Here is a 26,422-nt window from a genome sequence, read left to right on the forward strand (position 1 = left end):
GCGGTCGGTGCCGCCGGCCGCGCCGGTCCCGCCCGTGCGGGCGGTTCGGCCGCCGCCGTCCGTTCCGCCGGCCGCGGTACGCGCATCGCGGCCGTCGGTCGAGGCGGTGCGGCTCGATCTCTCGGCCCGGCCACTGCCCTCCGGAGTGCGCTCACTCGACACGTCGCACGGTCCCCTCGCCGACCTCGTACCGGGTCCCGCGGAGTGCGGCCGGCACGTCATCGTCCACCGCGCAGGTCACCAGGAGCTGGCTCGCCCCGCCGACAAGTTCGGCCAGTCGCTCCCGGCGCCCGGCATCCAGTTCGGCGAAGACGTCGTCGAGCACCAGCACCGGCTCGATCCCGTCGGAGCGCAACAGGTCGTAGCCGGCCAGCCGCAGGGCGAGCGCGAACGACCACGACTCACCGTGGCTGGCGTACCCCTTGGCGGGCAGCGGCCCGAGGGCGAGGGCCAGTTCGTCGCGGTGCGGCCCGACCAGCGTGGTGCCCCGCTCGATCTCGGCGGACCGGGACTCGGCGAGCGCGGCGGTCAACACCTCGGCCAGCACCGTACGGTCCGTCGTCGGTTCGGCCAGCTCCACCGACGGCCGGTAGGCGATGCCCGCGGCCCCCTGGCCCGCGGCGACGGCGTCGTACGCCTTGGTCACGTGCGGCGCCAGCGCGCCGACCAGCTCGAGCCGGCCGGCGAGCAACTCCGCCCCGTGTTGGGCCAGGTGGGCGTCCCAGACGGCCAGCGTCGAGAGGTCCCCACCGCGTGACCCGCCGGTCTTCCGCGCCAGGTACGCGGTGCGGAGCAGGGCGTTGCGCTGCTTCACCACCCGCTCGTAGTCGGCGCGCACCCCGGCGAACCGCGGCTGCCGGCTGACCAGCAGGTCGTCCAGGTAGCGGCGACGCTCGGCCGGATCACCTCGGACCAGTTCCAGATCCTCGGGCGCGAAGAGCACCAACCGCAGCGCGCCGAGCACGTCCCGAGCCCGGCGGGCCGGGGAGCGGCCGAGCCGGGCCCTGTTGGCCTTGCCCGGGACGATCTCCAACTCGACCAGTAGCTCCCGGCCGTCGTGCACCACCGCGCAGCGGATCACCGCCGCGCCGGCACCCATCCGCACCAGCGGCGCGTCCGTGGCGACCCGGTGACTGTCCAGGGTCGCCACGTAGCCGAGCGCCTCGACCAGGTTGGTCTTGCCGACGCCGTTGGCGCCGATCAGGACGTTCGGCCCCGGCTCGAGGTCCACGCCGACCCGCTCGTACGAGCGGAAGTCGACCAGTTCCAGCCGGCGGACGTACACAGGGTGTGGATACCGGTCAGCGCTTGCGGACGGCGTGCCCGCCGAACTGCTGGCGCAGCGCGGCGACGGCCTTCATCGCGGGCGAGTCGTCCTGCCGGGAGGCGAACCGGGCGAAGAGCGAGGCGGTGATGACGTTCAGCGGCACCGCGAGCCGGACCGCCTCGTCCACCGTCCAGCGGCCCTCGCCGGTGTCCTCGGTGTAGCCGCTCAGCTCGGACAGGTCCGGGTCCTCGTCGAGGGCCCGGTCGAGCAGGTCCAGCAGCCAGGAGCGGACCACCGTGCCCTCGCGCCAGGACTTGAACACGCCCGGCACGTTGGTGACCAGCTCGGAGGCGGCGAGCAGCTCGTAGCCCTCGGCGTACGCGTGCATCAGGCCGTACTCGATGCCGTTGTGCACCATCTTCGCGTAGTGCCCGGCGCCGACCGGCCCGGCGTGCACGAAGCCGAACTCACCTTCCGGCTTGAGCGACTCGAAGATCGGCATCAGCCGCTCGACGTGCTCCTGGGCGCCGCCGACCATCAGCGCGTACCCGTTCTGCCGGCCCCAGACCCCACCGGAGACGCCGACGTCGATGTAGCCGATGCCGCGCTCGTTCAGCCGCTCGGCGCGCGGGGCGTCGTCGCTGAACCGCGAGTTGCCGCCGTCGATGATGATGTCACCGGCGCCGAGCACGTCGGCGAGCTCGTCGATGGTCGCGTCGGTGACGCCGGCGGGCACCATGACCCAGACCGCTCGCGGCGCCTCAAGCTTCTCCGCCAGCTCCGCGAGGGACGCGACGTCGCTCAGCGCCGCGTTGTGGTCGAAACCGACCACCTCGTGGCCGGCGGCGCGCAACCGCTCGCGCATGTTGCCGCCCATCCGGCCGAGTCCTACCAGGCCGAGCTGCATCTGTTCCTACCTTCCGGTGTTGCTGGATGTGCGAGCGCGATCAGCGGGATACGCGGATCGGCATGATGAGGTACCGGTACCCAGGGATGACCTCGCCATCCTCACCGGCGGGCGAAATCACCGCGGGCTTGAAGGCGTCGACGAACGAGAGCACCGCGGTCTGGGCGCCCAGATTGGCCAGGCCGTCGATCAGGTACTGCGGGTTGAACCCGATGGTCAACGCGTCGCCGGTGAAGGTGGCCTCCATCGCCTCGCTCGCTCGCGCCTCCTCGGAGCCGCCGGCCTCGACCACCAGACCGTCGGCGCTGAAGCTGAGCAGCACCGGGGTGGTCCGCTCGGCGACCAGCGCGACTCGCTTGACGACCTCGATGAGGGTGCTGACCGACACCCGGGCCTCGGCGTTGTGGCTGGCCGGGAAGAGCGCGCGGACCGGCGGGTAGTTGGCGCCGTCGAGCAGCCGGCTGGTGGTGCGGCGGGTCCCGCCGGCGAAGCCGATCATGCCCTCGCCGGCGCCGCCCGCGGCCAGTGCCATGGTGACCTCGCCGCCGAGCGGGCCGAGAGCCTTCGCGGTGTCGTGCAGGGTGCGCGCCGGCACGAGGGCGTTGATGCTCACCTCGGGGTCGTCCGGACGCCACTGGATCTCCCGCAGCGCCAACCGGTAGCGGTCGGTGGCGAGCATCGCCAGCGTGCTGCCGGTGAGCTCGATCCGGACGCCGGTCATCATCGGCAGGGTCTCGTCCCGGCCGGCCGCGATGGCGACCTGGGCGACGGCGGCGGCGAAGGCGCCCGCGTCGACCGTGCCGGCGCTCTCCGGCATCTCCGGCAGGGAGGGGTAGTCCTCGACCGGCATGGTGGGCAGGGTGAACCGCGCACTGCCGCAGACCAGCTCGAGGTGGGCGCCGACCGCGGCGATGTCCACCGGCTTGGCGGGCAGCGCCTTGGTGATCTCGGCGAGCAGCCGGCCGGAGACCAGCGCCGCACCATCGGCGTCACCCTGCACCTCGACAGTGACCTGGCTCGAGACCTCGTAGTCGAACCCGGAGACCTGCAGGTTGCCGTCGGTGACCCGGAGCATCACACCGGCCAGCACCGGGACGGACGGCCGGTTGGGCAGGCTCTTCGCGGTCCACGCCACGGCCTCGGCGAGCGCGTCGCGCTCCACTCGGAACTTCATCAATGCCTCCGCGTCGACGTCGACGACAACTCTCTCATGCCGACCGCTGCCTGCCGACCCGCCCGACCGTGCGGGTACCCCTCGCACCTTAGGGCGCGAGCGCATCCCCTGTGCGCCCGACCCCGTAGCCGAGGTGGCTGCTCACCGCTGGCTCGGCAGCGTCCGGCCCGATCCACAGAAAGTCCAACGGTGATGATTGGTTTTTGTTCTTTTAGAAGAGATAACTCATCGTCTTCATCGCACCTGTGCAAACTGTGGAGAACCGGCGTTTGCGCAGGTGAGACAGGTTATCCACCGGTGTTCTCGCTGTGGAGAACCGGGGTCTGAACCCGTGTCGTGGTCCACAGGCGTCGTTCGCCGTCGGGTTGTCCACGGCTGTCCACCGGTTGTCCACCGGTAATCCACGGACTTTCTCCCCAACCCTGTGGACCGCGTGGATCCTCATGTTCGTCGTCATCCCCAGAACCTTCAACAGCTCGCCCACAGGTCGACCGTCATCGGTGGATGACGGCAGCGTTGTCCCCAGGCGTCCACAGCACCGTCCCCAGGGTTTCTCCACAGGCTGTGGGTAACCGGGCGTGGACCGACGGTAGTTATCCACCGACGGTGGACAACGGGATGTGGACAACGAGCGGCGGCGGTGGACGGACACGGCCTCGATGCTGCGGGCTCGACCGGCTCGAGGGTCAAGCGCACCGGGTGTGGAAACACGAATGCCCGGCCGTAGGCCCGGCCGGGCATTCCTTCCGTCGCCGGCGGTCGGTCGCCGACGGCCGGCGTACGCGTCAGGTGTTCTGCTTGATCCGGTTGGTCAGCTCGGCGATCTGGTTGTAGAGCGACCGGCGCTCGGCCATCTGCTGACGGATCTTGCGGTCGGCGTGCATCACCGTGGTGTGATCCCGGCCGCCGAACGCCTGCCCGATCCGGGGCAGGGAGAGATCGGTCAGCTCCCGGCACAGATACATCGCCACCTGGCGGGCGTTCACCAGGACCCGGGACCGGGAGTGGCCGCGCAGGTCCTCCAGGCTCACCCCGAAGTAGTCCGCGGTGGAGACCATGATCTGGTCGGCGGTGATCTCCGGGCCGGCGCCGTCCGGGATGAAGTCCCGCAGCACCTCCTCGGCCAGCGACAGCTCGACCGTCGAGCGGGTGAGACTGGCGAACGCCGTCACCCGGATCAGCGCGCCCTCCAGTTCCCGGATCGAGTTCGACACGCGTGACGCGATGAACTCCAGCACGTCCGGCGGGGCGAACAGCCGCTCCTGGGCCGCCTTCTTCTGAAGGATCGCGATCCGGGTCTCCAGGTCCGGCGGCTGGATGTCGGCCAGCAGCCCCCACTCGAACCGGGTACGCAGCCGGTCCTCGAGCGTCGCCAGCTGCTTCGGCGACCGGTCGGAGGTGATCACGATCTGCTTGTTGGCGTTGTGCAGCGTGTTGAAGGTGTGGAAGAACTCCTCCTGCGTCCGCTCCCGGTTCTCCAGGAACTGGATGTCGTCGATCAGGAGGATGTCCACGTCCCGGTAGCGCCGCTGGAACGCGCTCGTCTTGTCGTCCCGCAGCGAGTTGATGAAGTCGTTGGTGAACTCCTCGGTCGAGACGTACCGCACCGAACGCGCGTTGCCGAGGGTGGTCGCGTAGTGCCCGATCGCGTGCAGCAGGTGGGTCTTGCCCAGACCGGAGCTGCCGTAGATGAAGAGCGGGTTGTACGCCTTCGCCGGCGACTCGGCCACCGCGACCGACGCGGCGTGCGCGAACCGGTTGGACGAGCCGATGACGAACGTCTCGAACATGTACTTCGGGTTCAGCCGGTTGCCGCCGGTGTCCGTGCCCGGCAGCCGGCGCTCGCTCTGCAGACCGGGCCGGTGATCCGCACCGCCGCGGCCGGGCCCGCTGTCGGTCCCGCCGTCGCGCGGCAGCGGCCGGATCACGTGCTGGTCCCGCGGCGATGCGGGCTCGTCCCGATACCGGGGGTCGAAGGGTCGGGCGTCCGGGCCGGGCGGGTCCAGTCGGGCGGCCTGCTCGTCGAAGCCACGCCGATCGGGAGCCGGCCGGGGCGCCGGCGCGGGCCCCGGCTCGGCGAAGGCGGCGCTGAACAGCGTCTCCTGCCCGTCCCGGCCCTGCGGGATCAGACCCGGACGGTGGCCGTCGACGTGCGGCGACGGATCCGGCGCGCGGTCGGGCTGTGGCTGTTCCGGGATCGAGATCTCCGGCCGGTGGCCCTCCGGGGCGAGGTCGTCGAGCAGGGTCGCGGGTCCGTCTTCGGGAGCGTCCGGCCCGGGCTCGGGCGCGCTGCGGTAGACGGTGCCCGCGGGGCGGCCGGTGGCGTCCTCGGCGGCCCGGACGGTGACGGCGACCTGGATCGGTCGGCCCAGCCGGCGGGTGAGCGCCTCGGTGATCGCCGGGCGCAGCCGGGACTCGATGACGTCCCGGGTGAAGGCGTCCGGGACGGAGATCAGCGCGGTGTCCTCGACGATGGCGCGGAGCCGGGTCAGCCGGAGGTACGCCCGCTGCTGGGCGGAGATGATCTCGTCGGCGAGCTCGTCGGTTGTCGCCGTCCACACCGCGGCAAGGTCGGTCGTACCGGCCACCGTCGTGCCACCCCCTCGCCTCTGCTCCCGGCCGCCGCTGTCTGCCAGCCGGTCGTCCCGGACCCGCCGCGTTCGCGCGGGTGGTGCCTCACCACCCGAACGGCCGACCAGTCATCCACAAGTTATCCACAGCCTGTGTACCGACCGATTGTGGCCGTTCGTCGGACGAGGGTGGGACCTGCCCCCGCCTGAACGGGCGCTGAAGCGGGTACACCGTGCCGAACGATTCACTACCTTGTCCGGTCTTGCCGGTCAGCGATGACCTGACCCCCCGACGCCGACCGCAATCGGGCACGGTAACAGCGTTGTCCCTGCGCCATCAACCGCCGACGCGGCCCGGCCGTTGTCGGCATCAGTGAAAAGCGCCGCTTCGGTCGTCGGCGCGTCCGGGTGGAACCGGGCTGGGTCGTTTGACGGTCATTGCCCCCCTGCGTAGGCTGGAGCGGCTGCTCTCTCGCCCTCTGCTAGGGTGATGGATGCTTGCTGTCCCCGGGCGTCCCCGCCTCGCCGAGGCTCCGCCCCGCCGGACAGCACCGATCGGGGGCCACCGTCGAGGTGGCCTGGACCACCCCACGACCCCGGCGACCGCGTCGCACGGGGCGCGTACGAAAACGGAGAGCCTGACGTGAGCAAGCGCACCTACCAGCCGAACAACCGCCGGCGCGCGAAGACCCACGGCTTCCGGCTGCGCATGCGCACCCGCGCTGGCCGTGCCATCCTCTCGAGCCGTCGCGCCAAGGGTCGCACTACCCTGTCGGCCTGAGGCCGACCGGGTAGGTCCGGGGGACGTGGGCAGTCGTGCTGGCGGCCGCGCAGCGACTGCGGCGCAGCACTGACTTCGCCGCAGCGGTCCGGGGTGGCCGACGAGCCGGCCGAGGCGCCGTCGTGGTCCACCTGACCCTGCCGGTGTCCCCCGAACCATCGACACCGACCTCGCCGGAGCCGGCGCGGGCCACCGGGGCGGAGCATTCCGCCACCCCGGCCCGCGCCGGCTTCGTCGTGTCCAAGGCCGTGGGAAACGCGGTGGTCCGCAACCGGGTCCGCCGTCGGCTCCGGCACCTGGTCCGCGAGCGCCTCGCCGACCTGCCCGAGGGCAGCACGCTGGTCGTCCGGGCCCTGCCGGCGGCTGCCGACGCGTCCTTTTCGCGACTCGCAACCGACCTGGATGGCGCGATCGCCGCGGCCCGGGCACCCCGGGGGCGACGCCGGTGACCGCCGACCCGGCCGCCCCCCGAGCGAGCAGCGCCGCCGCCCGTGTGCTGATCGGGCCCATCATCGCGTACCGTCGGTGGATAAGTCCGGCACTGCCGGCCCGCTGTCGGTTCTACCCGTCGTGCAGTGCGTACGCCCTCGAGGCGGTGGAACGGCACGGCGCGGTGCGTGGAGCCGTGCTGGCGGTCCGGCGGTTGTTGCGATGCCACCCCTTCCACCCAGGTGGACATGACCCGGTGCCGGAGCCGGGCGTTCGCCGCCGTGCCGATGCGACTGGAGTCTGAGAATTGTTCAGTCTCGACTGGATCTACTACGCGATCTCGTGGATCCTGCTGACCTGGCACTCCGCCTGGGACGCGATCGGGGTCCCGGTCGACGCGGTGATCGGCACGAACTTCGCCTGGATCCTGGCCATCGTCTTCCTGGTGGTCACCGTCCGGGTGATCCTGTTCCCGGTCTTCGTCAAGCAGATCAAGTCGCAGCGTGCGATGCAGGCCCTGCAGCCCCAGGTCAAGGCGCTGCAGGAGAAGCACAAGGGTGACCGGGAGACGCTCCAGAAGGAGATGATGGAGCTCTACCGGAAGGAAAAGGCCAACCCCCTCATGGGCTGCCTTCCGATGTTCCTCCAGATCCCGGTCTTCCTCGGTCTCTTCCACGTGCTGCGCCGACTCGACCCGGCCAAGCAGGCCAAGACGCTCTACGGCTGGTCGGTGGAGCAGTTCGACAGCGCGTCCAACGCCAAGCTCTTCACCGCCCCGATCGCCGGGAAGTTCGGCTCCACGGCCGACGAGCTGGCCCGGCTCGGCGCCAACGGCACCACGGTAAAGATCATCGCCGGCATCCTGGTCCTGGTGATGATGGGCACCACCTACCTCACCAGCCGCCAGATGATCCTGAAGACCGGCTGGGCCGAGGACCCGCAGCAGCGGATGATCCAGCGCCTGATGCTCTACGGCATCCCGCTGTCGCTGCTCGTCTCGGGCGCGATCTTCCCGATCGGTGTGATCATCTACTGGGTCACCAACAACCTCTTCACCCTCGGCCAGCAGCAGTGGGTGCTGCGCAAGTACCCGCCGCCGCCCACCGCCACGAGCAAGTCCACCACGACCGCCGCGCGGAACCCGGTGCAGCCGGTCAGGACGGGCGGGCTGTTCGGTCGGGGCAAGACGGCTCCGCAGCCGCCGGCCAAGGCGACCGCCCCGAAGGTCGCCGGGCCGAAGCCGGGCGCCAAGCCGACGAACCCCAAGAAGGGACGCCCCGCCAAGCGGCAGGGATGAGCTGACTCCGGGCCGCCGCCGGGCAACCGACGGCGGCCCGTTTCGCACCGTGCAGCCGCCGTACGGCCGGCGCCGGGCGGAACGCACCGCGCGCGGCGCGGACACGGGCGACACTGCCCGTACAGACGTGCCCGTGGGCACCGGCGATCTCCCGCCGGCCCCGGGAGACCAGCGGACCCGACGGTCCGGCCGAGCGAGTACGGAGATGACACCGTGACCGACACCAGCATCCCCCGCACCGACCAGTCCCTGGACGAGGAGGGGACCGCCCCGATCGCGGCGAACGGCGACATCGACAACGAGCCCGACGAGACCGAGGTCGAGGCGGGTTCGGAAAAGAAGGCCGCGGGCGACAGCGACCTGTTCCGGCAGAGCGAGATCGCGGCCGACTACGTCGAGGGCCTGCTCGACATCCTCGACTACGACGGTGACATCGACGAGCTGGTCTCGGGCGGGCGCCCGGTCGTCGAGGTCGTCGGCGCCCGGCTCCAGAACCTGGTCGGCCAGCGCGGCGCCACCCTGGAGGCGCTCCAGGAGCTGGCCCGCCTCGCCGTCTTCCGGCAGACCGGTACGCCGAGCCGGCTGCTGCTCGACGTGGGGGGTTACCGGGCCAACCGGCGCAAGGAGCTCGCCGCGGTCGCGAAGAACGCGGTGGAGAAGGTCAAGGAGTACGGCGAGCCGGTCCGGCTGGAGCCGATGTCCGCCTTCGAGCGCAAGTGCGTGCACGACGTGGTCAACGCGATGGCCGGTGTGGAGAGCGAGTCCGAGGGCGTCGAGCCGAACCGGCGCATCGTCGTCCGGCCGGTGGACTGACCGGGTGACCGACGACGACACCACGGCGCACGTCGTGGCCGGCCCGGGTGGCACGTCACCCGGGCCGTCGGCTGTCCGGCCCGATGCGACCGTCGCCGTGCTGCCGCCCGACCTCGCCGGCGCGGCCCGTACCCTCTTCGGCGACCGGCTCGACCTGGCCGCCGCGTACGCCGAACTGCTGGCGACCGACGGCGTGGTCCGCGGCCTGATCGGCCCCCGGGAGGCACCCCGGATCTGGGACCGGCACCTGCTGAACTGCGCCGCGGTGGCCGAGCGGATCCCGGAGGGGGCTGCGGTGCTGGACGTCGGCTCCGGCGCCGGTCTACCCGGTCTGGTGCTGGCGATCGCCCGTCCCGACCTGACGGTCACCCTCATCGAGCCGCTTGCCCGGCGTACCTCGTTCCTGATCGAGACCGTCGAGCAGCTCGGCCTGACGAAGATGGTCCGGGTGTTCCGGGGGCGCGCCGAGGAGGCGGCCACCGGTGCGACCGGCGCCGCCCCGCTCAGCGGCGACGTGGTCACCGCTCGCGCCGTCGCCCCGCTCGACCGGCTCGCCGCCTGGTGCCTTCCGCTCGCGGTCCAGGGCGGGCGGCTGGTCGCGCTCAAGGGCGCCTCGGCCGGGGAGGAGATCGCGGACCACGCGGCTGTGGTGGCGAAGCTCGGCGGCGGGGAGGCCAGCGTGTACCGCTGCGGCGTCGGTGTGATCGATCCACCGACCACCGTCGTGGAGATCGTGCGGGAGCGGTTGGTCGGGCCGCGCCCGTCGTCCGCCCGGAAGTCCCGGGGCGGCCGGCAGCGCCGGCGCTGACCCGGCCCTGGCAGTAGCGTCGCCACTGTTCCGGCGTCGCCCTGGGTGCCCCGTCTGTCGGGTGCTTCCGTGGGCGCGAACTGCGTACGTCGCGTTGCCCGGGCACCTTGGCGACATTCTTGGGATTTGATCCCCTCAGTGCCCAACTGGCCGCTCTGGGCATTCTGCGGCCTTCCGACCCGTGCGCCTCGCCGTTCCACCCTTGGGCGGACGTCAGGTGAGGGCGCGGGGCGGCGGCGCTTGTCGCCTCGCCGCCCCGCGTCGGTGACGGCCCGCGCTGCATTCTTGTGCGGCCGGCGGGACCTGCTCACGATCGGGCAGTTGTTGGCCCCTCCGGCTCGCCGAACCCGTTCGGCGAGCCGACCGTCGGGTGGCCGAACGCAGGGGTGACATCTGACCAGCGGTTCTTCTCCTCGATCGGCTTTCCCACCCGCCGGTTGTGTCGTTGAATCCGATGCGGGTGGACCGAAGGGATGAGAACCCGACGTGGACCGGCCACGCCCGTCCGCCGTAGGCTGACCGCGCGTCGATAGTGTGGAGCGGGCGGCACGGACCCCTCGGGTCCCGACCATTCCCACCGGGTCGCGGGCGCTGCGGGGCAGCGCGGGCGCGGCCAGTTGACGGGTTGCGGACCGACCATCCGAAGCGGGCAGGGATGACAGGTGCATGACGACGGCAGGTATGACGATCCACGCGTGACCGGGTCGGCCAACGACCGTGTTTCACGTGAAACCAACTATCCGGGTTGGTCACCTGACGGGGCTGCGCCGTCCGGGCCGGCTCCGGCAGAGTCCCCAGGGGGGCACCGGCCGGCGGACGGCGCGTCTCGACCGGGGAACAGCCCTGCCGACGCCAGGTCCGCTCAGCCACACCGGAACACCGCGGCGGCGGCCCGCTTCGAGTCGGCGGTGCCGCACCAGCCCACCCCCGACGTCGTACGCGACGCCGCCCCGACGGCCGTGGGTCCGGACGCCTCCGCAGTCCCGGTCGAGCCGTACACGGCTCCGCCGGCCGACCCGTCGCTCGTTTCACGTGAAACGGGCGAAGACGATGACCCACCGTTGGCTATGGAGGCGATGCGCGCCGTGCAGATCCTGAATCCCAGTGGCGAGGTGACGATGCCTCGGCCGGAGCGGACCCGGGTCATGTGCGTCGCGAATCAGAAGGGCGGCGTCGGGAAGACCACCACAACGGTCAACCTGGCGGTGGCTCTCGCTCTCCACGGCAACCGCGTGCTGGTGATCGACCTCGACCCGCAGGGGAACGCCTCGACCGGGCTCAACGTCCCGCACCACACCGGCGTGCCGGACGTCTACGACTGTCTGATCAACAGCGTGCCGCTGTCGGACGTCGCCCAGGCGGTGGAGGGCATCCCCAACCTGTGGTGTGTGCCGGCCACCATCGACCTCGCCGGCGCGGAGATCGAACTGGTCTCCGTGGTCGCCCGAGAGTCCCGGCTGGACCGCGCGATCACCGCCTACCCCGGCCACTTCGACTACGTCTTCATCGACTGCCCCCCGTCGCTCGGTCTGCTGACGGTGAACGCCCTCGTGGCCGCGCAGGAAGTGCTGATCCCGATCCAGTGCGAGTACTACGCGCTGGAGGGGCTGAACCAGCTGATCAACAACATCAACCTGGTTCGGCAGCACCTGAACCCGAAGCTCGAGGTCTCCACGATCCTGCTGACCATGTACGACCGGCGTACCCGGCTGGCCGACGCGGTCGAGCAGGACGTCCGAAACCACTTCGGTGACAAGGTCCTGCGGTCGGTCATCCCGCGCAACGTGCGTGTCTCCGAGGCGCCCAGCTACGGGCAGTCGGTGATGACCTACGATCCCGGATCTCGGGGCGCCACGAGCTACTTCGAGGCTGCCCAGGAGATCGCCGAGCGGGGCGCCATGGAGCCGGTGAGCCGGAATGCGTAGTGCGGAAGATTGGTCGGGAGGAGTGGCATGAAGAACCGTCCCCGGGGAGGTCTGGGTAAGGGCCTGGGGGCGCTCATCCCGACCGGGCCGGCGCCGGGCGCCGGTGCGGTCATGGATGCGCCCGAGACCGCAGCGGTGCCCAGTGGCGCCGTCGCCGCCGTCGTACCGTCGGTGGGCGCGACCGCCGGGCCGGCCCAGTCCGAGTCGACGCTGAGCCCGGTGCCGGGCGCGCGGTTCGCCGAGATCCCGGTCGACGCGATCGTTCCGAACCCGAAGCAGCCGCGGCAGGTCTTCGACGAGGAGGCACTCGAAGAGCTGAAGACCTCCATCCAGGAGGTCGGCTTCCTCCAGCCCATCGTCGTCCGGCAGCTCGATGACGAGAAGTACGAACTTGTCATGGGCGAGCGCCGTTGGCGAGCCGCGCAGGCGGTCGGCAAGGACGTTATCCCGGCGATCGTCCGGGACACGCGGGACGACGCGATGCTCCGGGACGCGCTGCTGGAGAACATCCACCGGGCGAACCTCAACCCGTTGGAAGAGGCGGCCGCATACCAGCAGCTGCTGGAGGAGTTCGGGGCCACCCACGAGGAGCTGGCCCGCCGGATCGGGCGGAGCCGCCCGCAGATCTCGAACACCATCCGGCTGATGAACCTCCCCGCCCAGGTGCAGCTGCGGGTGGCCGCGGGTGTGCTCTCCGCCGGGCACGCGCGCGCCCTGCTGAGCCTCGACGACGCCGAGTCGCAGGAGAAGCTGGCCCTCCGCATCGTCGCCGAAGGGCTGTCGGTACGGGCAACGGAAGAAATCGTCGCGCTGGCCCTGAGCGACGGCACGGCCAAGACGCCGGCCAGCAAACGGCGCCCCAAGCCGCACGCGCCAGGACTGACCGATCTGGCCGATCGGCTCTCCGACCGGTTCGACACCCGGGTGAAGGTGGACCTGCTGCGGAACAAAGGCAAGATCACGATTGAGTTCGCCACCGTCGACGATCTCGAGCGGATCGTCGGCATCATCGGGGTCGGCCAGGAGGAGTCCGAGAGCTGACCCGATCGCCTCGACGGCCGCGCTCCCGACCGGGGCGCGGCCGTCGCCATTTCCGAGCGTCGGCACGAGGGCGTCGCCGAGCCCCGCCGGCGGCCCGACGCCGTCGCACCGTGCCGCCGGCGCTCCTGTCAGCCCTCCGCTGTCGGCCCTCCCGCTGAAGCCCGTTGGCCCGACGCTGTTGACCCTCTGCCGTCGACCCCTGCCGTCGGCGCTTCCGCCCTCCCGCTGCACCCGTCAGCCCGACGCTATTGAAACCTTCTGCCGTCGACCTCTGCTGTCGGCCCCGCTAACGGCCTCCCGCCCCCGCTCGTCGTCGGCCCGCGCTGGCGGGTTCCGCCGCCGGCCTACTCGGTGGCGTTCGCCAGTGGCCCCGCGCTTGTCGGTCGGGCTGTCGGCCACCGTCGTCGGTCCTGATGTTGGCTCTGACTCCGGCCCGCGAGGACAGCGGTTCCCGACGACGGCAAGCGCGCCGGCGTGCCCTGCAGTTGTAGGGGGTCGGTGCGGTACGCGGGATCTGAGGGTCCTCCTGGAACCGGGTGGAGACCGCTCCTCACCGACCGGCCGCGCCCCACGGTGGCCGGTTACGCGTGACGGATGCCGACAGAGGCGGTCGCCTCAGGGCGGCGGGTTCAAGGTCCGGCCCGCGCGATCCACCGCCGCACCGAGCGGCGTGGTTTCACGTGAAACGATGACCCGTCCGTAGGGCGGCCATAGTTCTGCTGTGCCGGAAGGTCGCCGACGGACGTCTCCCGAGACGCCGGGCCGGCGGCACGTCGGAAGGGTGGGGCGGTCGTTGCGGTCGCGGACCCGGCCCCCTTACGACGCCTTGGCGGACGGCAACATGCCTATGCGACCGAGCCGGCTCCCGCAGGCTCCACCGGCCCGATCCGCTCCGGCGGCCTACCCGAGCATCCGTGGCCGCGTCGCATCCCGGCTTATCGCTTCTGCACCGCGCCCCAGGATCGTCACAGACGGATTGCCGTCCCCATGGCGAGAGCGGTGTTGACCAGATACCGATGCGTCCGCAGGCGGCGCGACAGCTGGCGCGACAGCCGGCCAGGACATCGGTCTGGTGGTCCGGATGCGTCGGTCAAGCGCGGGCGAGTCCTCGTGGCTGCGTCGGGCGGTGACAACGAATGCCGGCGGATCGGCGGGCGATGAGCACCCGGTGCGGGTGGTCCGGGCCGAGCCGTGCCCGGAGGGCGTCGCCCCCGAATCCTCACCCTCGAGCCGACCACCGGAATTGAGCACCCGCGCCTGTGGCGCGGCCCGGCCCTGCCCCCCGGCTCCGAGGGCGCGGCCCGGCTCCGCCCTCCGCTTTTGGATTCCGACGCCTCCCGTGCCGTGTCATGTCCCACCGCCGCGCTGCCTCTGTCGGTGGTTTCACGTGAAACGGAGGACCACCGGTCCAGCGGCCGGGTAGCTCAGTCGGTCCGGTGGCCCAGGCGGTCCGGTGGCCGGAACGGGCACCCCGCCCGGTCGGACGTCCTCGCGGCGCTGCTGTCTCTCTCGCAGCCAGCCGCACTCGCTGCCCTGCCGGACTGTCGGACCGAACGCAGGTGCCGCCGGGCCGCCACGCCACCAGGCCGCCGGGCCGCCGGACCGCCGGACCGCCGGACCGCGATCGCATCGACGGCACAGGACGACGAGTTACAGGCAGGTCGGGTCGAACCGAGAGGCGAACTGACGGGGTCGAACCGTGGGACGGTCGAGGGAGCAGTCCCGCCGTGACCCGCTCCGTTCGGCACCTTCGTTTCACGTGAAACCTCCGCCGCGAGGACGGCACGTAGTTGGTCGTTGAAGGGCTGCGGAGTCCGCCGAAGTTATCCACACCGGTTTTCCACAGGCACACGTCGTTTCACGTGAAACAGCGCGTGGAACGGGGTGTGGGCCTGTGGATGACGCCCCGTGTTCGCGGCCCGGAGGGCCTGTGGATATCGAGTAGGCCTCTCGGAAGGGACGCGTCGGACGGCGGCGGCGAACCGAAGATTCGGGTAGGGACAGGGGTCCTCGACTCGGTTAGGGTCACCCTCGTGCCCGACACCCCTCCCGCAGTTCCGGACTTCACCCACTGGCCCTCCTTCCCCTTCGAGGGCGACATTCGCGTCAAGCAGCTCGACGATCCGGTCCCGGTCGAACCGCCTCGCAAGGGCGAGGGCAGCCGGGAGTGCACCGCGTGCAGCGCACCGGACGAGGCGTACATCTGGGTCGGCGAACGGTGGCGGGTACGCGCCATGGACCGCCCGACCGGCCTGCCGATGGTCCTCATCCTGGAGTCTCGGTCCCATCTCGATCTCGGCGACCTGCCGAACCTGCTCGCCGCCGAACTCGGCGTGATGACGGTGCGGTTGGAACGAGCGATTCGGTCGCTGGACGGCGTCGGCCGGGTGCACGTGAACCGCTGGGGCGACGGCTCCGCTCATCTGCACATGTGGTTCCTCGCCCGGCCGTACGGTCAGCTCCAACTGCGCGGCACGTTCCTCTCCCTCTGGGACTCGATCCTGCCGCCGATCCCCGAGCCACAGTGGCGAGAGAATCTCGCGCTCGTCGCGGCCTGGCTCGCGGAGTTCGGCGGGCGTCCGCTGGCCGAGCCGCCCCGGATCCAGTGGCAGGCGCCGTCCAGCCTCAGCGCGCCGATCGCCGCCACGAGCGACCAGGCGCCCGAGGACGAGACGGTATCGGTGATTGAGGCCGCCGAGGAGAACCCGGAGCCGGTCGCGGCCGACGCCGACAACGTCGACCACTCCGACGAAGCCGACCACTCCGACGACCTCAACTCCAGGACCGACTCCGACGACTCGGTTCGCACCGGAGCCAGCGCAGAAGCCAGCACTCAAACCAGCGGCGAAACCAGCACCCAGACCAGCGCCGAACCCAGCACCCAGCCCCACCACGCCGCCACAGGCGACGCCGGACCGGGCCACGCCGGACCGGGCCACGCCGGACCGGGCCACGCCGGACCCGGGAACGCCGGAGCCGATAGCGCGGGAGTCGGTGACGCGGGGCCCGGTAGCGCGAAATTCGGCAACGTGGGATCCGGCAACGCCGGGCCCGACGCCGAGGTGGCCGCCGGCGACGGCAGCAGGGCCGCCGAGTAACTTCCGCCGCAACCGCTCCCAGCGCCACGTCCGCTGCCCCAGAACACCAGCAGCGGTCAGCGTCAGAGCGGCGAGCATCAGGAGCGGTGAGCATCAGGAGCCGTCAGCGCCAGGAGCCCACCGAACGCCGCGGGGGCGGCACAGGAGACTGCCGCCCCCGCGCGCCTCTCGCACCCCATCGCCGGGCCGCGGAGACGCTGGCGCGGGTAAGGCCACGGCGGCGCCGGGGTCGTGAGCGGCTCGCCGGTCGCGTACGGCGAGTCTGGCGGTCAGGGGCGGCGGGCCGCGGCCCGGGTGACCAGCGAGCTGAGCACCCGCCCGAAATCCAGGCCGGCGGCCGACACCGCGAGCGGCAGCAGTGACGTCTCGGTCATCCCCGGCGAGACGTTGACCTCCAGGACGTGCGGCTGCCCGTCGCCGTCGACGATCAGGTCGACCCGGGACAGGTCGCGCAGGCCGAGGGCGGCGTGCGCGGCCAACGCCACGTCGGCCACGTTCTCGGCGACCTCCGGGTCGAGCCGGGCGGGGGCGTGCCACGTGGTGCGGCCGGCGGTGTAGCGGGCGGCGTAGTCGTACACCCCGTTGCGGGGCACGATCTCCACCGCCGGCAGCGCCTGCGGACCGTCGCCGAGGTCGATCACGGAGACGGCCACGTCCATGCCGGGCACGTACCGCTCGACGAGCGCCGTCGGGTCGTACGCGAAACAGCCCACCATGGCGGCCGGGAGAGCCGCCGCGTCGCGGACCACGGCGGCGCCCAGGCCGGAGCCGCCCTGCGCCGGCTTGACCATCAGCGGCAGGCTGAGCCGGTCGACGATCCGGTCCAGCACCGCCACCGCACCCAGTTCGGAGAAGCGGTCGTGCGGGAGCGCCACCCAGTCCGGGGTGGGGATGCCAGCCTCGCGGAGCACGGCTTTCGCCGACGGCTTGTCCCAGGCGAGACGGGACGCGCGCGCGTCGCAGCCGACGTACGGGACGTCGCAGAGGTCGAGCACGCCGCGCAAGGAGCCGTCCTCGCCGGTCGCGCCGTGCAGGGCGATCACCACGGCATCCGGCGGGTCGGCGGCCAGTGCCGGCAGCAGCGCGATGTCGGCGTCCCGGAGTTCGGCGTCCATGCCGACGGCGCGCAGCGCGTCGAGCACCCGGCGGCCGGAGCGCAGGGAGACGTCGCGTTCGTAGGAGAGCCCGCCGGCGAGCACCAGCACGTGCAGGTCCTCGGTGACGGCGGTCCCGGTCACCCCGGATTGTTCGGCGGCGGTCGTAGCCATGCCGGAATCATGCCAAGTCGGGTCCCGGCACGTCCGAGCCGGCCCGACCGCGACGCGGGCCCTCCCCCCGGACCGCGCCGAACACCCGCCGCGTGGCGAGCTCCTGCTCCATCACGCCGGCCAGCCGGCGGACGCCCTCGCGGATCCGCTCCGGGGGCGGGAAGCTGAAGTTGAGCCGCATGTTGCCGGTGCCGGTGCCGTCGGCGTAGAAGCCAGTCCCCGGCACGTACGCGACCCGGGCGGCCACGGCCCGCGGCATCATCGCCTTGGAGTCGAGCCCGTCGGGCAGGGTGGCCCAGACGAAGAGACCACCGCCGGGCGTGGTCCAGGTGGTGCCCTCCGGCATCAGGTCGGCGAGCGCGTCGAGCATCGCGTCCCGGCGCTCCCGGTAGACCTCCCGGTAGACCTTGAGCTGTTGACGCCAGGGCATGGTGCCGAGGTAGGTGGCGACGGCAGCCTGGGCGTAGCCGCTGGGGCAGAGGATCTGCGCCTCGCTCGCGATGACCAGCTTGTCGCGGACGGCGTGCGGCGCGAGGATCCAGCCGACCCGCAGGCCCGGGGCGAAGGTCTTGGAGAAGGTGCTCAGGTAGAAGACGCCGTCCCGCCGGCGGGCGCGCAGCGGCGCCGGCGCGTCGCCCTCGAAGCCCAACTGGCCGTACGGGTCGTCCTCGACCACCAGCAGCCCGGCGCGTTCGCAGATGTCGAGGACCCGCTCCCGTCGCTCCTCGGTCAGCGTCACGCCGGTCGGGTTCTGGTAGGTGGGGATGGTGTAGAGGAACTTCACTCGCCGGCCCGCCCGGGCCAGGTCGGCGATGGCCGCCTCGAGCGCCTCCGGGATCAGCCCGTCGTCGTCCATCGGCACGTGCACCACCTGGGCCTGGGCGGCCTGGAACACCCCGAGCGCGCCCACGTAGGTCGGGCCTTCGGCCAACACCACGTCGCCCGGGTCGAGGAAGAGCCGGGCCACCAGGTCGAGCGCCTGCTGCCCGCCGACCGTCACCACCACGTCCTCCGGGGAGGCGCCGCAGCCGGCGTCGATCCCGGAGAGCGACATCACCTCGCAGATCCGCTCGCGCAGTTCCAGGGTGCCCTGGCCGATGCCGTACTGGAGGGTGGTCACGCCCTGCTCGGAGCCGAGCCGGCCGAGCATCTCGCCGACCGCGTCGAGCGGGAGCGCGGCGATGTAGGGTGCGCCACCGGCGAGCGAGACGACCTCCGGCCGGCTGGCCACCGCGAAGAGGGCCCGGATCTCCGAGGCCGTCATACCGCGCACGCGGCGGGCGTACCGGTCGGTGTAGTCGTCGAGCGTCGTGCCGGTCATGACATCACCTCGATCGCTGGTGGGGGCGGCTCCCGCTCCGGCGTACCCAGGACACCGGCGACCATGGCGGCAGGGGACGCCGATTGTCGATCGTAGTCGCCCGCGACCAGGACAGGCAGGCCCGGCATGCGGTACGCCCACATCCCGGACGCCCGTCACCCACCGCGGTGGGCGTTCGCGAGTCCTCTCCCGTACCGTCGATAGGCGGCGTACGATCGCTCGTCGGGGGCAGGAAGGCGGCGCTGTCGTTCCGTGCCGGTTTCACCACCGAGCCTATTGTGGGGATGCGCCAATGTCGCGACGCCTGGTCAGTCTGACCCTGGACACCCTGGAGGACCTGCCCCGTCCGTGCCGGCAGTGCGTCTACTGGGAGCTTGATCCGGTTTCCGCGGATCGGGCCTGCGCCGCCGGCGACCCCGGTCTGGAGAAGGAGGCGTGGGTCTCCCAGACGCTGCTGGAGTGGGGTTCCTGCGGCAAGCTCGCGTACGTGGACGGCATGCCGGCCGGCTTCGTGATGTACGCCCCGCCGGCCTACGTGCCCCGCTCGATGGCCTTCCCCACCTCGCCGGTCTCCGCCGACGCGGCGCTGCTGATGACCGCCAACGTGGTGCCCACCTTCGCCGGCGGTGGGCTGGGCCGGATGCTCGTGCAGGGCGTCGCGCGGGATCTGACCAAGCGGGGGATCAAGGCGATCGAGGCGTTCGGCGACGCCAAGTTCGGCGACGGGGACGACCCGACCCGCGCCTGCGTCGCCCCGGCTGATTTCTTCCTCTCCGTCGGTTTCAAGACGGTACGTCCGCATCCGCGCTTCCCGCGGCTGCGGCTGGAGCTGCGCACCGCGCTGAGCTGGAAGTCCGACGTCGAGTACGCGCTGGAGAAGCTCCTCGGCTCGATGAGCCCCGAGACCCTGCTCCGCCCGGTCCGGCCCGCGCCGGCGACCCGCTCCACCACGAACTGAGCCGGACGCCCCACCACGAACCGGGCCGTGCCCGCCGCCCTGGCTCAGTCCACCACCGTGCTGGCGGCCACCACCGCGCGCAGCTCGCTCACGTCGATCGAGCCGGTCGGCACGTCCCGCTCGATCGGCAGGTACATCCGCTGCACGGCGGCCACGATCGCCTCCACCACCCGGTCCCGGAAGCGGGGGTCGATCAGCCGGGCGCGGTCGGTCGGCGAGGTGAGGTAGCCGACCTCCACCCGGACCGCCGGCATCCGGGTCAGTCGCAGGAGGTCCCACGCCTTGGCGTGGGTACGGCAGTCCCGCAGCCCGGTACGCGCGACGATCTCCCGCTGCACCAGGCCGGCCAGCCGCTCGCCGGTCGCCGAGGTGACGCCGTTGTCGGTGCCGTAGTGGTAGGTGGCGACCCCTTCGGCGGCCGGATTGGCGTGCCCGTCGGTGTGCAGCGAGATGAACACGTCGGCGCCGAGCGCGTTGGCCAGCTGGGCCCGGTCGATGTCCGGCAGGCACTCGCCGGGGGCCGGCCCACGGGTGAGCTGCACCCGTACGCCGGACGCGGCGAGCCGCCCCTCCAACCGGCTGGCCAGGTCGTGCACCAGGTCCGCCTCGGTCCAGCGCAGCGGCCCGTCGGGCACCACCACGCCCGGATCGGTGCCGCCGTGCCCGGGGTCGATGACCACCGTCCGGCCCACCAGCGTCGGGCCGGACTGCCGGATCGCGTCGGACTCGCGCAGCCACTGTGGGCGGCCGCCGACCACCTTCCGGCCGAGCCGCCGCAGCGCGTTCATGGTGTGCGGGCCGCAGGCGCCGTCCGGGGTCAGCCCCACCTCCCGCTGGAACTGCGCCACCGCCCGCGACGTCCGTACGCCGTAGATCGCGTCCGCGCGTCCCGCGTCGTACCCCATCTCCAGCAGGCGCTCCTGGAGCGACCGGACGTCCTCGCCGGTGAGCGGCTCGGGCACGGCGTGGTAGAGGGTGCGGGCGCCGAGCCGCCAGCGGGCGGCGTCCAGGGCGCCCCAGGTCTCCGGACCGACGCGGCCGTCCACACTCAGCCCACGCGACTGCTGGAACGCCCGTACCGCCCGCTCGGTCTCGACATCGAACTCGTCGGCGTCCGGACCGGCCGCGGGGGCGAGCAGGTCGAGGCCGGCCAGGACCAAACGGATCTCCGTGACCGCGGGCCCGCGGTCACCAGGACGGATCGGACGCACGCACGACCCCCTCTGCACGACGCTGGCTGGCCGGGCGGCCCCGGCTTGAGGTTATGCGTTCCGGCCCGGCGAGGTGGCAGGGAGCCGAAAAGACCGAGCCCCGCACCCGCTTGCGACGGGTCCGGGGCTCGGTGTTTCAGCGCAGGTCAGAGCGCAGATTCGATGAGCTTCACCAGCTCGCCCTTGGGCTTGGCCCCGGCGATGGACTGCACCGGCTCGCCGTTCTTGAACACGGTGAGGGTCGGCACGGACATCACCCGGTAGGTGCGGGCGGTCTCCGGGTTCTCGTCGATGTTGAGCTTGACGATGGTGACCTGGTCACCCATCTCGCCCGCGATCTCCTCGAGCAGCGGCGAGACCTTGCGGCACGGCCCGCACCACTCGGCCCAGAAGTCGACGAGCACCGGCTTGTCGGACTTGAGTACGTCGGTCGCGAAGCTCGCGTCGGTGACCGCCTTGGTCGTTCCCACTATGACCCTCCTCCGGGTGTGTTTCGGATGTTCAGCCCTGCAGCGTCGCGATGAAGCGCTCGGCGTCGAGGGCGGCGGCGCAGCCCGTGCCGGCGGCGGTGATGGCCTGCCGGTAGACGTGGTCGACTAGGTCGCCGGCGGCGAAGACACCGGGCACGCTGGTGCGGGTGCTGGGCGCCTCGACCTCCACGTACCCCTCGTCGTTGAGCTCCACCTGGCCCCGGAAGAGTTCGCTGCGCGGGTCGTGGCCGATCGCGACGAAGACGCCGGTCACGTCGAGCACCTTGGTCTCGCCGGTGTGCACGTTGCGGATGCGGGCGCCGGAGACCTTGCCGTCCTCGCCGAGGACCTCCTCGACCACGCTGTTCCACTCGACCTTGATCTTGTCGTTGCTCAGCGCCCGGTCCGCCATGATCTTGCTGGCCCGGAACGAGTCGCGCCGGTGGATGATGGTCACCGAGTCCGCGAAGCGGGTCAGGAAGCTGGCCTCCTCCATCGCCGAGTCACCGCCGCCGACGACGACAATGTGCTGGTTACGGAAGAAGAAGCCGTCACAGGTGGCGCAGGACGACACGCCGTGGCCCAGGTACTCCTGCTCGCCGGGCACGCCCAGCGGCCGCCAGGCGGAACCGGTGGCCAGGATGACGGCCCGGGCCCGGTAGGCGGTCTCGCCCACCCACACCGTGCTGGCCGCGCCGGAGCCGGCGTCGCCGGTGTCGACCAGCTCGACCCGGGTCACGTCGTCGGTCAGGAACTCGGCACCGAACCGCTCGGCCTGCTTGCGCATGTTGTCCATCAGCTCCGGCCCGAGGATGCCGTCGGCGAAGCCGGGGAAGTTTTCCACCTCGGTCGTCGTCATCAGCGCGCCGCCGGACTGAACGCCCTCGATCACGAGCGGCTTGAGGTTGGCACGCGCGGCGTAGACCGCCGCGGTGTAGCCGGCCGGCCCGGAGCCGATGATGATCAGGTTGCGGACCTCGTCCACTGCCGTCTCCCGAGTTGTGTGTGTTCGGCGTCGGCGCACCGAGGCCGATCCAGGTGCCGACGCCTGGGGGGTGCCGGCAAGCTACTTCCAGAACGTCATCGTATTGACCGGGAATTCCCGAGCCGCGCATCCGGTGGGTCACATCACGCGGACGCTGAAACGCCCCCCGACCGCGAATTCACCCTACCCGGGTGCGAAAGCGGGTGTCTGCGGCGGAGCCAGGGACACCGCACTCCGGCCCGCTCACCCACGCCCAGCGAGCGCCGGTCCCGTCGGCGAACCGCACCACCAGCGCCTGCTGGCCCTGGAAGGCCGCGTAGTCGATCAGTTCCACCACGAGCGGCCCCGCGCCGTGCTCGGCGGCGATCTCGTTCAGGCAGGTGTTGAGCGCGGACTGGTCGGTCAACCGGGCGAGTTGGTCGCTCCCGTCGGGCGCCGGCAGCCGTCCCCGATCGGCGTCGACACCGGACTGCCTGCCCGGAGGCTCGCTGGCGAAGGGCTTGGCCTCGAAGGACGTGGCCGCGGAGGCGGGGGCGGCGAGGGTCAGCGGCGTGTAGTCGGTGCCGCTGCGCAGTGCCGGACCCGTCGTCCGGACCGGCCCGGCGGCGGCCGCCTCGGGGGCGCTCGCCGGCTGGTCCATCGCCGTGCCGGTGGTCTCGCCGTCGTGCCGCGCGAGCTGGTTGACGCCGAGGCCGACGACCGCCAGGGAGGCCGCGGCGACCGCCACGGGCCCGGCCACCCGGGCCCACCGGCGCCGCCGTCGACCGGGGCCGGTCGCCGCACCCCGTCCAGGCTCCGATCGTGGTACGCCCGCCGCCGGTCGGCGCCGCCCGGCGCCACCCTGCGCGGGCACGAGCCGCGGCCCGTCGTCGGTCGGCTCGGTCTCCGGCCCGGCGTGGTCCGTCGCGTCCCCGGCCGCCACCACCGCGCTCCCGGCGGTGTCCGCCCCGCCCGCCGCCGGCCGCCGGCCGCCGGCCGACTCCCGGCCCGCCCGCTCGGCGTCCGCGTCGACCAGGCCGTCCGGCAACGGTGGCAACGCGGCGAGGGCCGCGGTGATCCGGTCGGCGACCGTCGCCGGCAGTTCGACCACCGGCTCCCCCCAGCGGGCGAGATCGGCCCGGACATCCGTTACCGCCGACGCCAGCAGCGCGTACGCCTCGGCCCAGGCCGCGTCCTCGGCGACCAACCGGGCGACCTCCGTCTCCTCGGGGGTGCCGTCCAGCACCCCGCCGAGGTAGTCGGCGAGCAGGTCGTGGTCGACCTCCCGGAACCGCCCGGCCGTCACGCGTCCTCCTGGTTGGCGTCGAGCCGGGAACGTCCCGGCCCTGATCCGACGCCCTCGGGCGGGCGTGGGTTCCCGGAGGTGACGGGCGGCACGTCGGCGACCGGCCCGCTGCCCGCCGCCCGACCGCCGCCGGCCGCCGGGGAGCCGGTCGTCGCGGGGCCGGTCGTCGGGCGCAGGTGGCCCAGCAGCACCGCGAGGCGGGCCCTGCCCCGGGCGCACCGGCTCTTCACCGTCCCCTCGGCGACGCCGAGGATCACGGCCACCTCGGCGACCGGGTAGCCCTGCACGTCGACCAGGATGAGCGCGGCGCGCTGCTCGACCGGCAGCGCGGCGAGCGCCTGTCGGACGACCAGCGCCGTGTCGTGGTCGGTCGCCGGCGCGGCCGGCTCGACGCCGCCGGTGGCCGACCCGCTGTCGGTGTGTACGCCGTCGGGCAGCGGCACGGTGGGGTGCGCCTGACGGCGGCGGAGCCGGTCCAGGCAGGCGTTCACCACGATGCGGTGCAGCCAGGTCGTGACGGCCGAGTCGCCACGGAACCGCCCGGCGGCGCGGTGCGCGGAGAGCAGCGCGTCCTGAAGGGCGTCGGCCGCCTCTTCACGGTCACCGATCGTGCGTAACGCCACCGCCCAGAGCCGGTCGCGGTGCCGGTGGAACAGCTCGGCGAAGGCGTCCCGATCCCCGGCGACGTGGGCGCGCAGCAGCTCGAGGTCGCTCACCGGGTCGGCCGCCCCGGTCGGGATCGGCACGGCGGCCGGTGCCGCGGCCGGCGGAACGGCCTCGTGCCCGTCCATCACCACGTCCGGCGGAGGCGGTGCCCGGAGCGCGGTGGCTGGTTCACGACCCCTGGACCGAGATCTCCTGGACCCCGAGCCGGAAGCCACTGTCGTCGTCGGCCGGCAGCTCGGTGACCCAGACGAGCAGGTACCGGTACTTCTGGTCGGCGTTGAAGCCGTCGAAGGCCATCGTGGTGCCGTCGTGCTCCTCGAAGGGCTGACCGATCCGGGTCTTGTAGTCCTGGACCAGCTGCTTGTCGCCCGACGAGGTCGACGGCGGGTTGACGCTGCCGGTGAACAAGGCCGCGGTCGCACCGGTGCCGGAGAGGGTGACCTGGACGGACTTCACGGTGTGCGGGGCGCCGAGGTCGAGCCAGACACCCATCCCGGCCTTGAGGCTGCCGAACTTGTTGTTCGGGTACCGGTCGGTTCGCCAGCCCTCGTCGGCCTTGCCGTCGATGATCTTGTTGGCGCCGTCCAGCTCGTCGCGCTTCCTGCTGTCCGGGTCGATGATCCGTACGCTCTGGACGCGAAGCGGGCCGACGTTGGCGGGCGGGGTGGCCTCTCCGGCGGGGGCACTGGAGGTGGGCGCGCCGACCGGATTGGTCTGCGGGTTCTCGTCGTCGCCACCACCGAGCGCGCTGATGCCGATCAGCAGCCCGACCAGGGCGACCGCCAGCAGACCGGCGATGCCGATGGCGACCTTCCGCCCGCCGGCGGCGGCCAGCGGCGACGGCTCTTCCTCGGCCTCGGCCGCGAAGCGCAGCGGGCCGGTGTTGTCGAGGAACGGCTCCTCGGCCGCCACGTCCAGCCGGGCCAGTTCGGCGGCGAGCACGTCCGACGACGGCGGCGCGATCTCGGCGTCGAGCAGGTCCATGGTCAGGTCGTCCAGGTACGCCGGCACGCCCGCACGGACCTGCCGGGGCGCGGCGATGGCGCCGCTGGCGTCCCGTAAGGCGTCGGGAATGGCGGCCCGGCCGTGGCCGGCGGTGGCGCCGCGCAGCGGAACCTCGGCGTGCGGCCAGTATCCGGTCAGGGCGAAGTAGAGGATCCCGCCGACCGCCCGGATGTCGCTCTCCTGGCTGTCGTCGCCGTCGGTGCGGGCGTCAGCCAGCACGACCCGGCCGTCATCGGAGATCATAACGGTGCCGGGGTGCACGTTGCCGTGCACCATGCCGGTGGCGTGGACCGCGGCGAGGGCGCTCGCGACGGCACTGCCGATCGACGTCGCCCGGGCGGCGTCGAGCGGGTCCTCGGTGACCAGCTCCCGCAGGGACTGCCCGTCCACCCACTCGCGCACCACGTACGCGCGCTCGTCCTCGTCGATCGCGTCGTAGACGCCGACCAGGTTGGGGTGGATCACCCGGCTGGCCGCGACGGCGGCCTGGAGCATCTCGGTGGCCGAGTCGCCGCCCGGGTATCGCAGCACGACCGCGACGGGACGGCGCAGCACGACGTCGACACCGCGCCAGACCAGGCGGCCGGCGCTGTCGTTGTTGATGTGCTCGACCAGCTCGTAACGCTCGGCGAGGATCTCACCGGCCGTGGGACCACCGAAGGTCATGACCGGCGGAGCGCTCTCGTCCGCGTCCTGACCCTCGCCGACCTGGGTCACCCGTCCTCCCTCGGTGATCGTGTCGATCGATGGACCCGCACTGCTGGGCATGTGGCTTCCCGCTCTGCCTTCGAAGGAACCGGCCGACCGGAATCGACGCCGAGCGCCGCGCCTGCCGTACCCGTCGACAGCGACCTTACCCGGGTTGCCCGCCTCCCCGACATGTCATCTTCCCGCCGTACCCGGCGAGGTGCCGGGAGTCGGGGAAGTAGTCCGGTTACGACCGTTGTCAGCCACGTTGCTGGCACATGTACTAGCCAATCTACGGGTTCACCGCAAGAGGCTGCCGGAGGGGCCCGGACCGGAGTGGCGGCGCGGCGCCCACGTGAGCCGGGTTCCCCCCGACGGGCGGGGCACGCTCAGCCGTACGGTTGGTTATCCACAGGCCGATCCGGCAGCTGACCGGTGAATCGCGGAGTTATCCAC

General features: G+C 72.1%; 22 protein-coding genes. 10 read left to right on the forward strand and 12 right to left on the reverse strand.

Annotation, left to right across the window (positions count from 1 at the left end; translation table 11 throughout):
* Positions 1-151: 151 nt before the first annotated feature.
* The 4 genes from recF to dnaA form a co-directional block, all read right to left on the reverse strand.
* The gene (gene recF / locus O7603_RS21565) at positions 152-1,285 is read right to left on the reverse strand and encodes a DNA replication/repair protein RecF (protein ID WP_281571612.1); all 1,134 of its coding nucleotides are present in this window, start codon (positions 1,283-1,285) and stop codon (positions 152-154) included.
* 16 nt (positions 1,286-1,301) lie between these two features.
* Positions 1,302-2,174, reverse strand: a complete 873-nt coding sequence (gene gnd / locus O7603_RS21570; protein WP_281571613.1) for a phosphogluconate dehydrogenase (NAD(+)-dependent, decarboxylating) — start codon at positions 2,172-2,174, stop codon at positions 1,302-1,304.
* A gap of 40 nt (positions 2,175-2,214) precedes the next feature.
* Positions 2,215-3,348, reverse strand: coding sequence for a DNA polymerase III subunit beta (gene dnaN / locus O7603_RS21575; RefSeq protein WP_281571614.1), 1,134 nt, complete (start codon positions 3,346-3,348; stop codon positions 2,215-2,217).
* A 785-nt stretch (positions 3,349-4,133) separates the two neighbouring features.
* On the reverse strand, positions 4,134-5,936 hold the full coding sequence (gene dnaA, locus O7603_RS21580) for a chromosomal replication initiator protein DnaA (RefSeq protein WP_281571615.1): 1,803 nt from the start codon (positions 5,934-5,936) through the stop codon (positions 4,134-4,136).
* A gap of 625 nt (positions 5,937-6,561) precedes the next feature.
* Between dnaA and rpmH the strand changes: the two genes are divergently transcribed.
* The 9 genes from rpmH (at position 6,562) to O7603_RS21625 (ending at position 16,110) form a co-directional block, all read left to right on the forward strand.
* Positions 6,562-6,699 carry a 50S ribosomal protein L34 gene (rpmH, locus tag O7603_RS21585; RefSeq protein WP_007453904.1) on the forward strand — a complete coding sequence of 46 codons (138 nt, stop codon included), beginning with the start codon at positions 6,562-6,564 and terminating at the stop codon, positions 6,697-6,699.
* Positions 6,700-6,734: 35 nt separating this feature from the next.
* Positions 6,735-7,148, forward strand: a complete 414-nt coding sequence (rnpA, locus tag O7603_RS21590; RefSeq protein ID WP_281571616.1) for a ribonuclease P protein component — start codon at positions 6,735-6,737, stop codon at positions 7,146-7,148.
* Positions 7,145-7,432, forward strand: coding sequence for a membrane protein insertion efficiency factor YidD (gene yidD / locus O7603_RS21595; RefSeq protein ID WP_281571617.1), 288 nt, complete (start codon positions 7,145-7,147; stop codon positions 7,430-7,432). The genes rnpA and yidD overlap by 4 nt, the downstream gene beginning before the upstream one ends.
* Before the next feature lie 3 nt (positions 7,433-7,435).
* Complete coding sequence (gene yidC / locus O7603_RS21600) at positions 7,436-8,425, forward strand: membrane protein insertase YidC (protein WP_281571618.1); 990 nt, start codon at positions 7,436-7,438, stop codon at positions 8,423-8,425.
* Between the two features lie 213 nt (positions 8,426-8,638).
* Positions 8,639-9,238, forward strand: coding sequence for a R3H domain-containing nucleic acid-binding protein (locus O7603_RS21605; RefSeq protein WP_281571619.1), 600 nt, complete (start codon positions 8,639-8,641; stop codon positions 9,236-9,238).
* Between the two features lie 34 nt (positions 9,239-9,272).
* The gene (gene rsmG / locus O7603_RS21610) at positions 9,273-10,046 is read left to right on the forward strand and encodes a 16S rRNA (guanine(527)-N(7))-methyltransferase RsmG (protein ID WP_281576756.1); all 774 of its coding nucleotides are present in this window, start codon (positions 9,273-9,275) and stop codon (positions 10,044-10,046) included.
* Between the two features lie 662 nt (positions 10,047-10,708).
* Positions 10,709-11,971, forward strand: coding sequence for an AAA family ATPase (locus O7603_RS21615; RefSeq protein ID WP_281571620.1), 1,263 nt, complete (start codon positions 10,709-10,711; stop codon positions 11,969-11,971).
* Positions 11,972-11,998: 27 nt separating this feature from the next.
* The gene (locus tag O7603_RS21620; RefSeq protein ID WP_281571621.1) at positions 11,999-13,012 is read left to right on the forward strand and encodes a ParB/RepB/Spo0J family partition protein; all 1,014 of its coding nucleotides are present in this window, start codon (positions 11,999-12,001) and stop codon (positions 13,010-13,012) included.
* Between the two features lie 2,033 nt (positions 13,013-15,045).
* Positions 15,046-16,110: a hypothetical protein gene (locus tag O7603_RS21625; protein ID WP_281571622.1), complete on the forward strand. Its 1,065-nt coding sequence runs from the start codon at positions 15,046-15,048 to the stop codon at positions 16,108-16,110.
* Between the two features lie 269 nt (positions 16,111-16,379).
* On the opposite strand, the gene O7603_RS21630 is transcribed toward O7603_RS21625, so the two are convergent.
* Together O7603_RS21630 and O7603_RS21635 are read right to left on the reverse strand one after the other, a co-directional pair.
* The gene (locus tag O7603_RS21630) at positions 16,380-17,378 is read right to left on the reverse strand and encodes a D-alanine--D-alanine ligase (RefSeq protein ID WP_281571623.1); all 999 of its coding nucleotides are present in this window, start codon (positions 17,376-17,378) and stop codon (positions 16,380-16,382) included.
* Between the two features lie 7 nt (positions 17,379-17,385).
* Positions 17,386-18,699: a PLP-dependent aminotransferase family protein gene (locus tag O7603_RS21635; protein WP_281571624.1), complete on the reverse strand. Its 1,314-nt coding sequence runs from the start codon at positions 18,697-18,699 to the stop codon at positions 17,386-17,388.
* A gap of 292 nt (positions 18,700-18,991) precedes the next feature.
* On the opposite strand from O7603_RS21635, the gene O7603_RS21640 reads away from it, so the two are divergent.
* Positions 18,992-19,657: a GNAT family N-acetyltransferase gene (locus O7603_RS21640; protein WP_281571625.1), complete on the forward strand. Its 666-nt coding sequence runs from the start codon at positions 18,992-18,994 to the stop codon at positions 19,655-19,657.
* A gap of 44 nt (positions 19,658-19,701) precedes the next feature.
* Here O7603_RS21640 and O7603_RS21645 read toward each other — a convergent pair whose 3' ends face one another.
* The 6 genes from O7603_RS21645 to O7603_RS21670 form a co-directional block, all read right to left on the reverse strand.
* Entirely contained in the window at positions 19,702-20,868 is a 1,167-nt protein-coding gene (locus O7603_RS21645; protein WP_281571626.1) for an N-acetylmuramoyl-L-alanine amidase, read from the reverse strand.
* A gap of 146 nt (positions 20,869-21,014) precedes the next feature.
* A complete protein-coding gene (trxA, locus tag O7603_RS21650; protein ID WP_281571627.1) occupies positions 21,015-21,338 on the reverse strand; it encodes a thioredoxin in 324 nt (107 codons plus the stop codon).
* Between the two features lie 31 nt (positions 21,339-21,369).
* On the reverse strand, positions 21,370-22,323 hold the full coding sequence (trxB, locus tag O7603_RS21655; protein ID WP_281571628.1) for a thioredoxin-disulfide reductase: 954 nt from the start codon (positions 22,321-22,323) through the stop codon (positions 21,370-21,372).
* 178 nt (positions 22,324-22,501) lie between these two features.
* Positions 22,502-23,608 (reverse strand): hypothetical protein, encoded by a 1,107-nt coding sequence (locus O7603_RS21660; RefSeq protein WP_281571629.1) that lies wholly within the window; start codon positions 23,606-23,608, stop codon positions 22,502-22,504.
* Entirely contained in the window at positions 23,605-24,399 is a 795-nt protein-coding gene (gene sigM, locus O7603_RS21665) for an RNA polymerase sigma factor SigM (RefSeq protein WP_281571630.1), read from the reverse strand. The genes O7603_RS21660 and sigM overlap by 4 nt, the downstream gene beginning before the upstream one ends.
* Before the next feature lie 43 nt (positions 24,400-24,442).
* Positions 24,443-26,047, reverse strand: coding sequence for a protein kinase family protein (locus tag O7603_RS21670; protein ID WP_281571631.1), 1,605 nt, complete (start codon positions 26,045-26,047; stop codon positions 24,443-24,445).
* Positions 26,048-26,422 lie beyond the last annotated feature (375 nt).

Origin of the sequence: Micromonospora sp. WMMD812, assembly GCF_027497215.1 — a bacterium.
Taxonomy (GTDB): domain Bacteria; phylum Actinomycetota; class Actinomycetes; order Mycobacteriales; family Micromonosporaceae; genus Micromonospora.

Coding starts and splice junctions, on each gene's coding strand:
- gnd (WP_281571613.1), bottom strand. CDS start 2,174: ATGCAGCTCGGCCTGGTAGGACTCGGCCGGATGGGCGGCAACATGCGC.
- O7603_RS21630 (WP_281571623.1), bottom strand. CDS start 17,378: ATGGCTACGACCGCCGCCGAACAATCCGGGGTGACCGGGACCGCCGTC.
- dnaN (WP_281571614.1), bottom strand. CDS start 3,348: ATGAAGTTCCGAGTGGAGCGCGACGCGCTCGCCGAGGCCGTGGCGTGG.
- O7603_RS21670 (WP_281571631.1), bottom strand. CDS start 26,047: ATGCCCAGCAGTGCGGGTCCATCGATCGACACGATCACCGAGGGAGGA.
- sigM (WP_281571630.1), bottom strand. CDS start 24,399: ATGGACGGGCACGAGGCCGTTCCGCCGGCCGCGGCACCGGCCGCCGTG.
- O7603_RS21620 (WP_281571621.1), top strand. CDS start 11,999: ATGAAGAACCGTCCCCGGGGAGGTCTGGGTAAGGGCCTGGGGGCGCTC.
- O7603_RS21640 (WP_281571625.1), top strand. CDS start 18,992: ATGTCGCGACGCCTGGTCAGTCTGACCCTGGACACCCTGGAGGACCTG.
- O7603_RS21635 (WP_281571624.1), bottom strand. CDS start 18,699: ATGACCGGCACGACGCTCGACGACTACACCGACCGGTACGCCCGCCGC.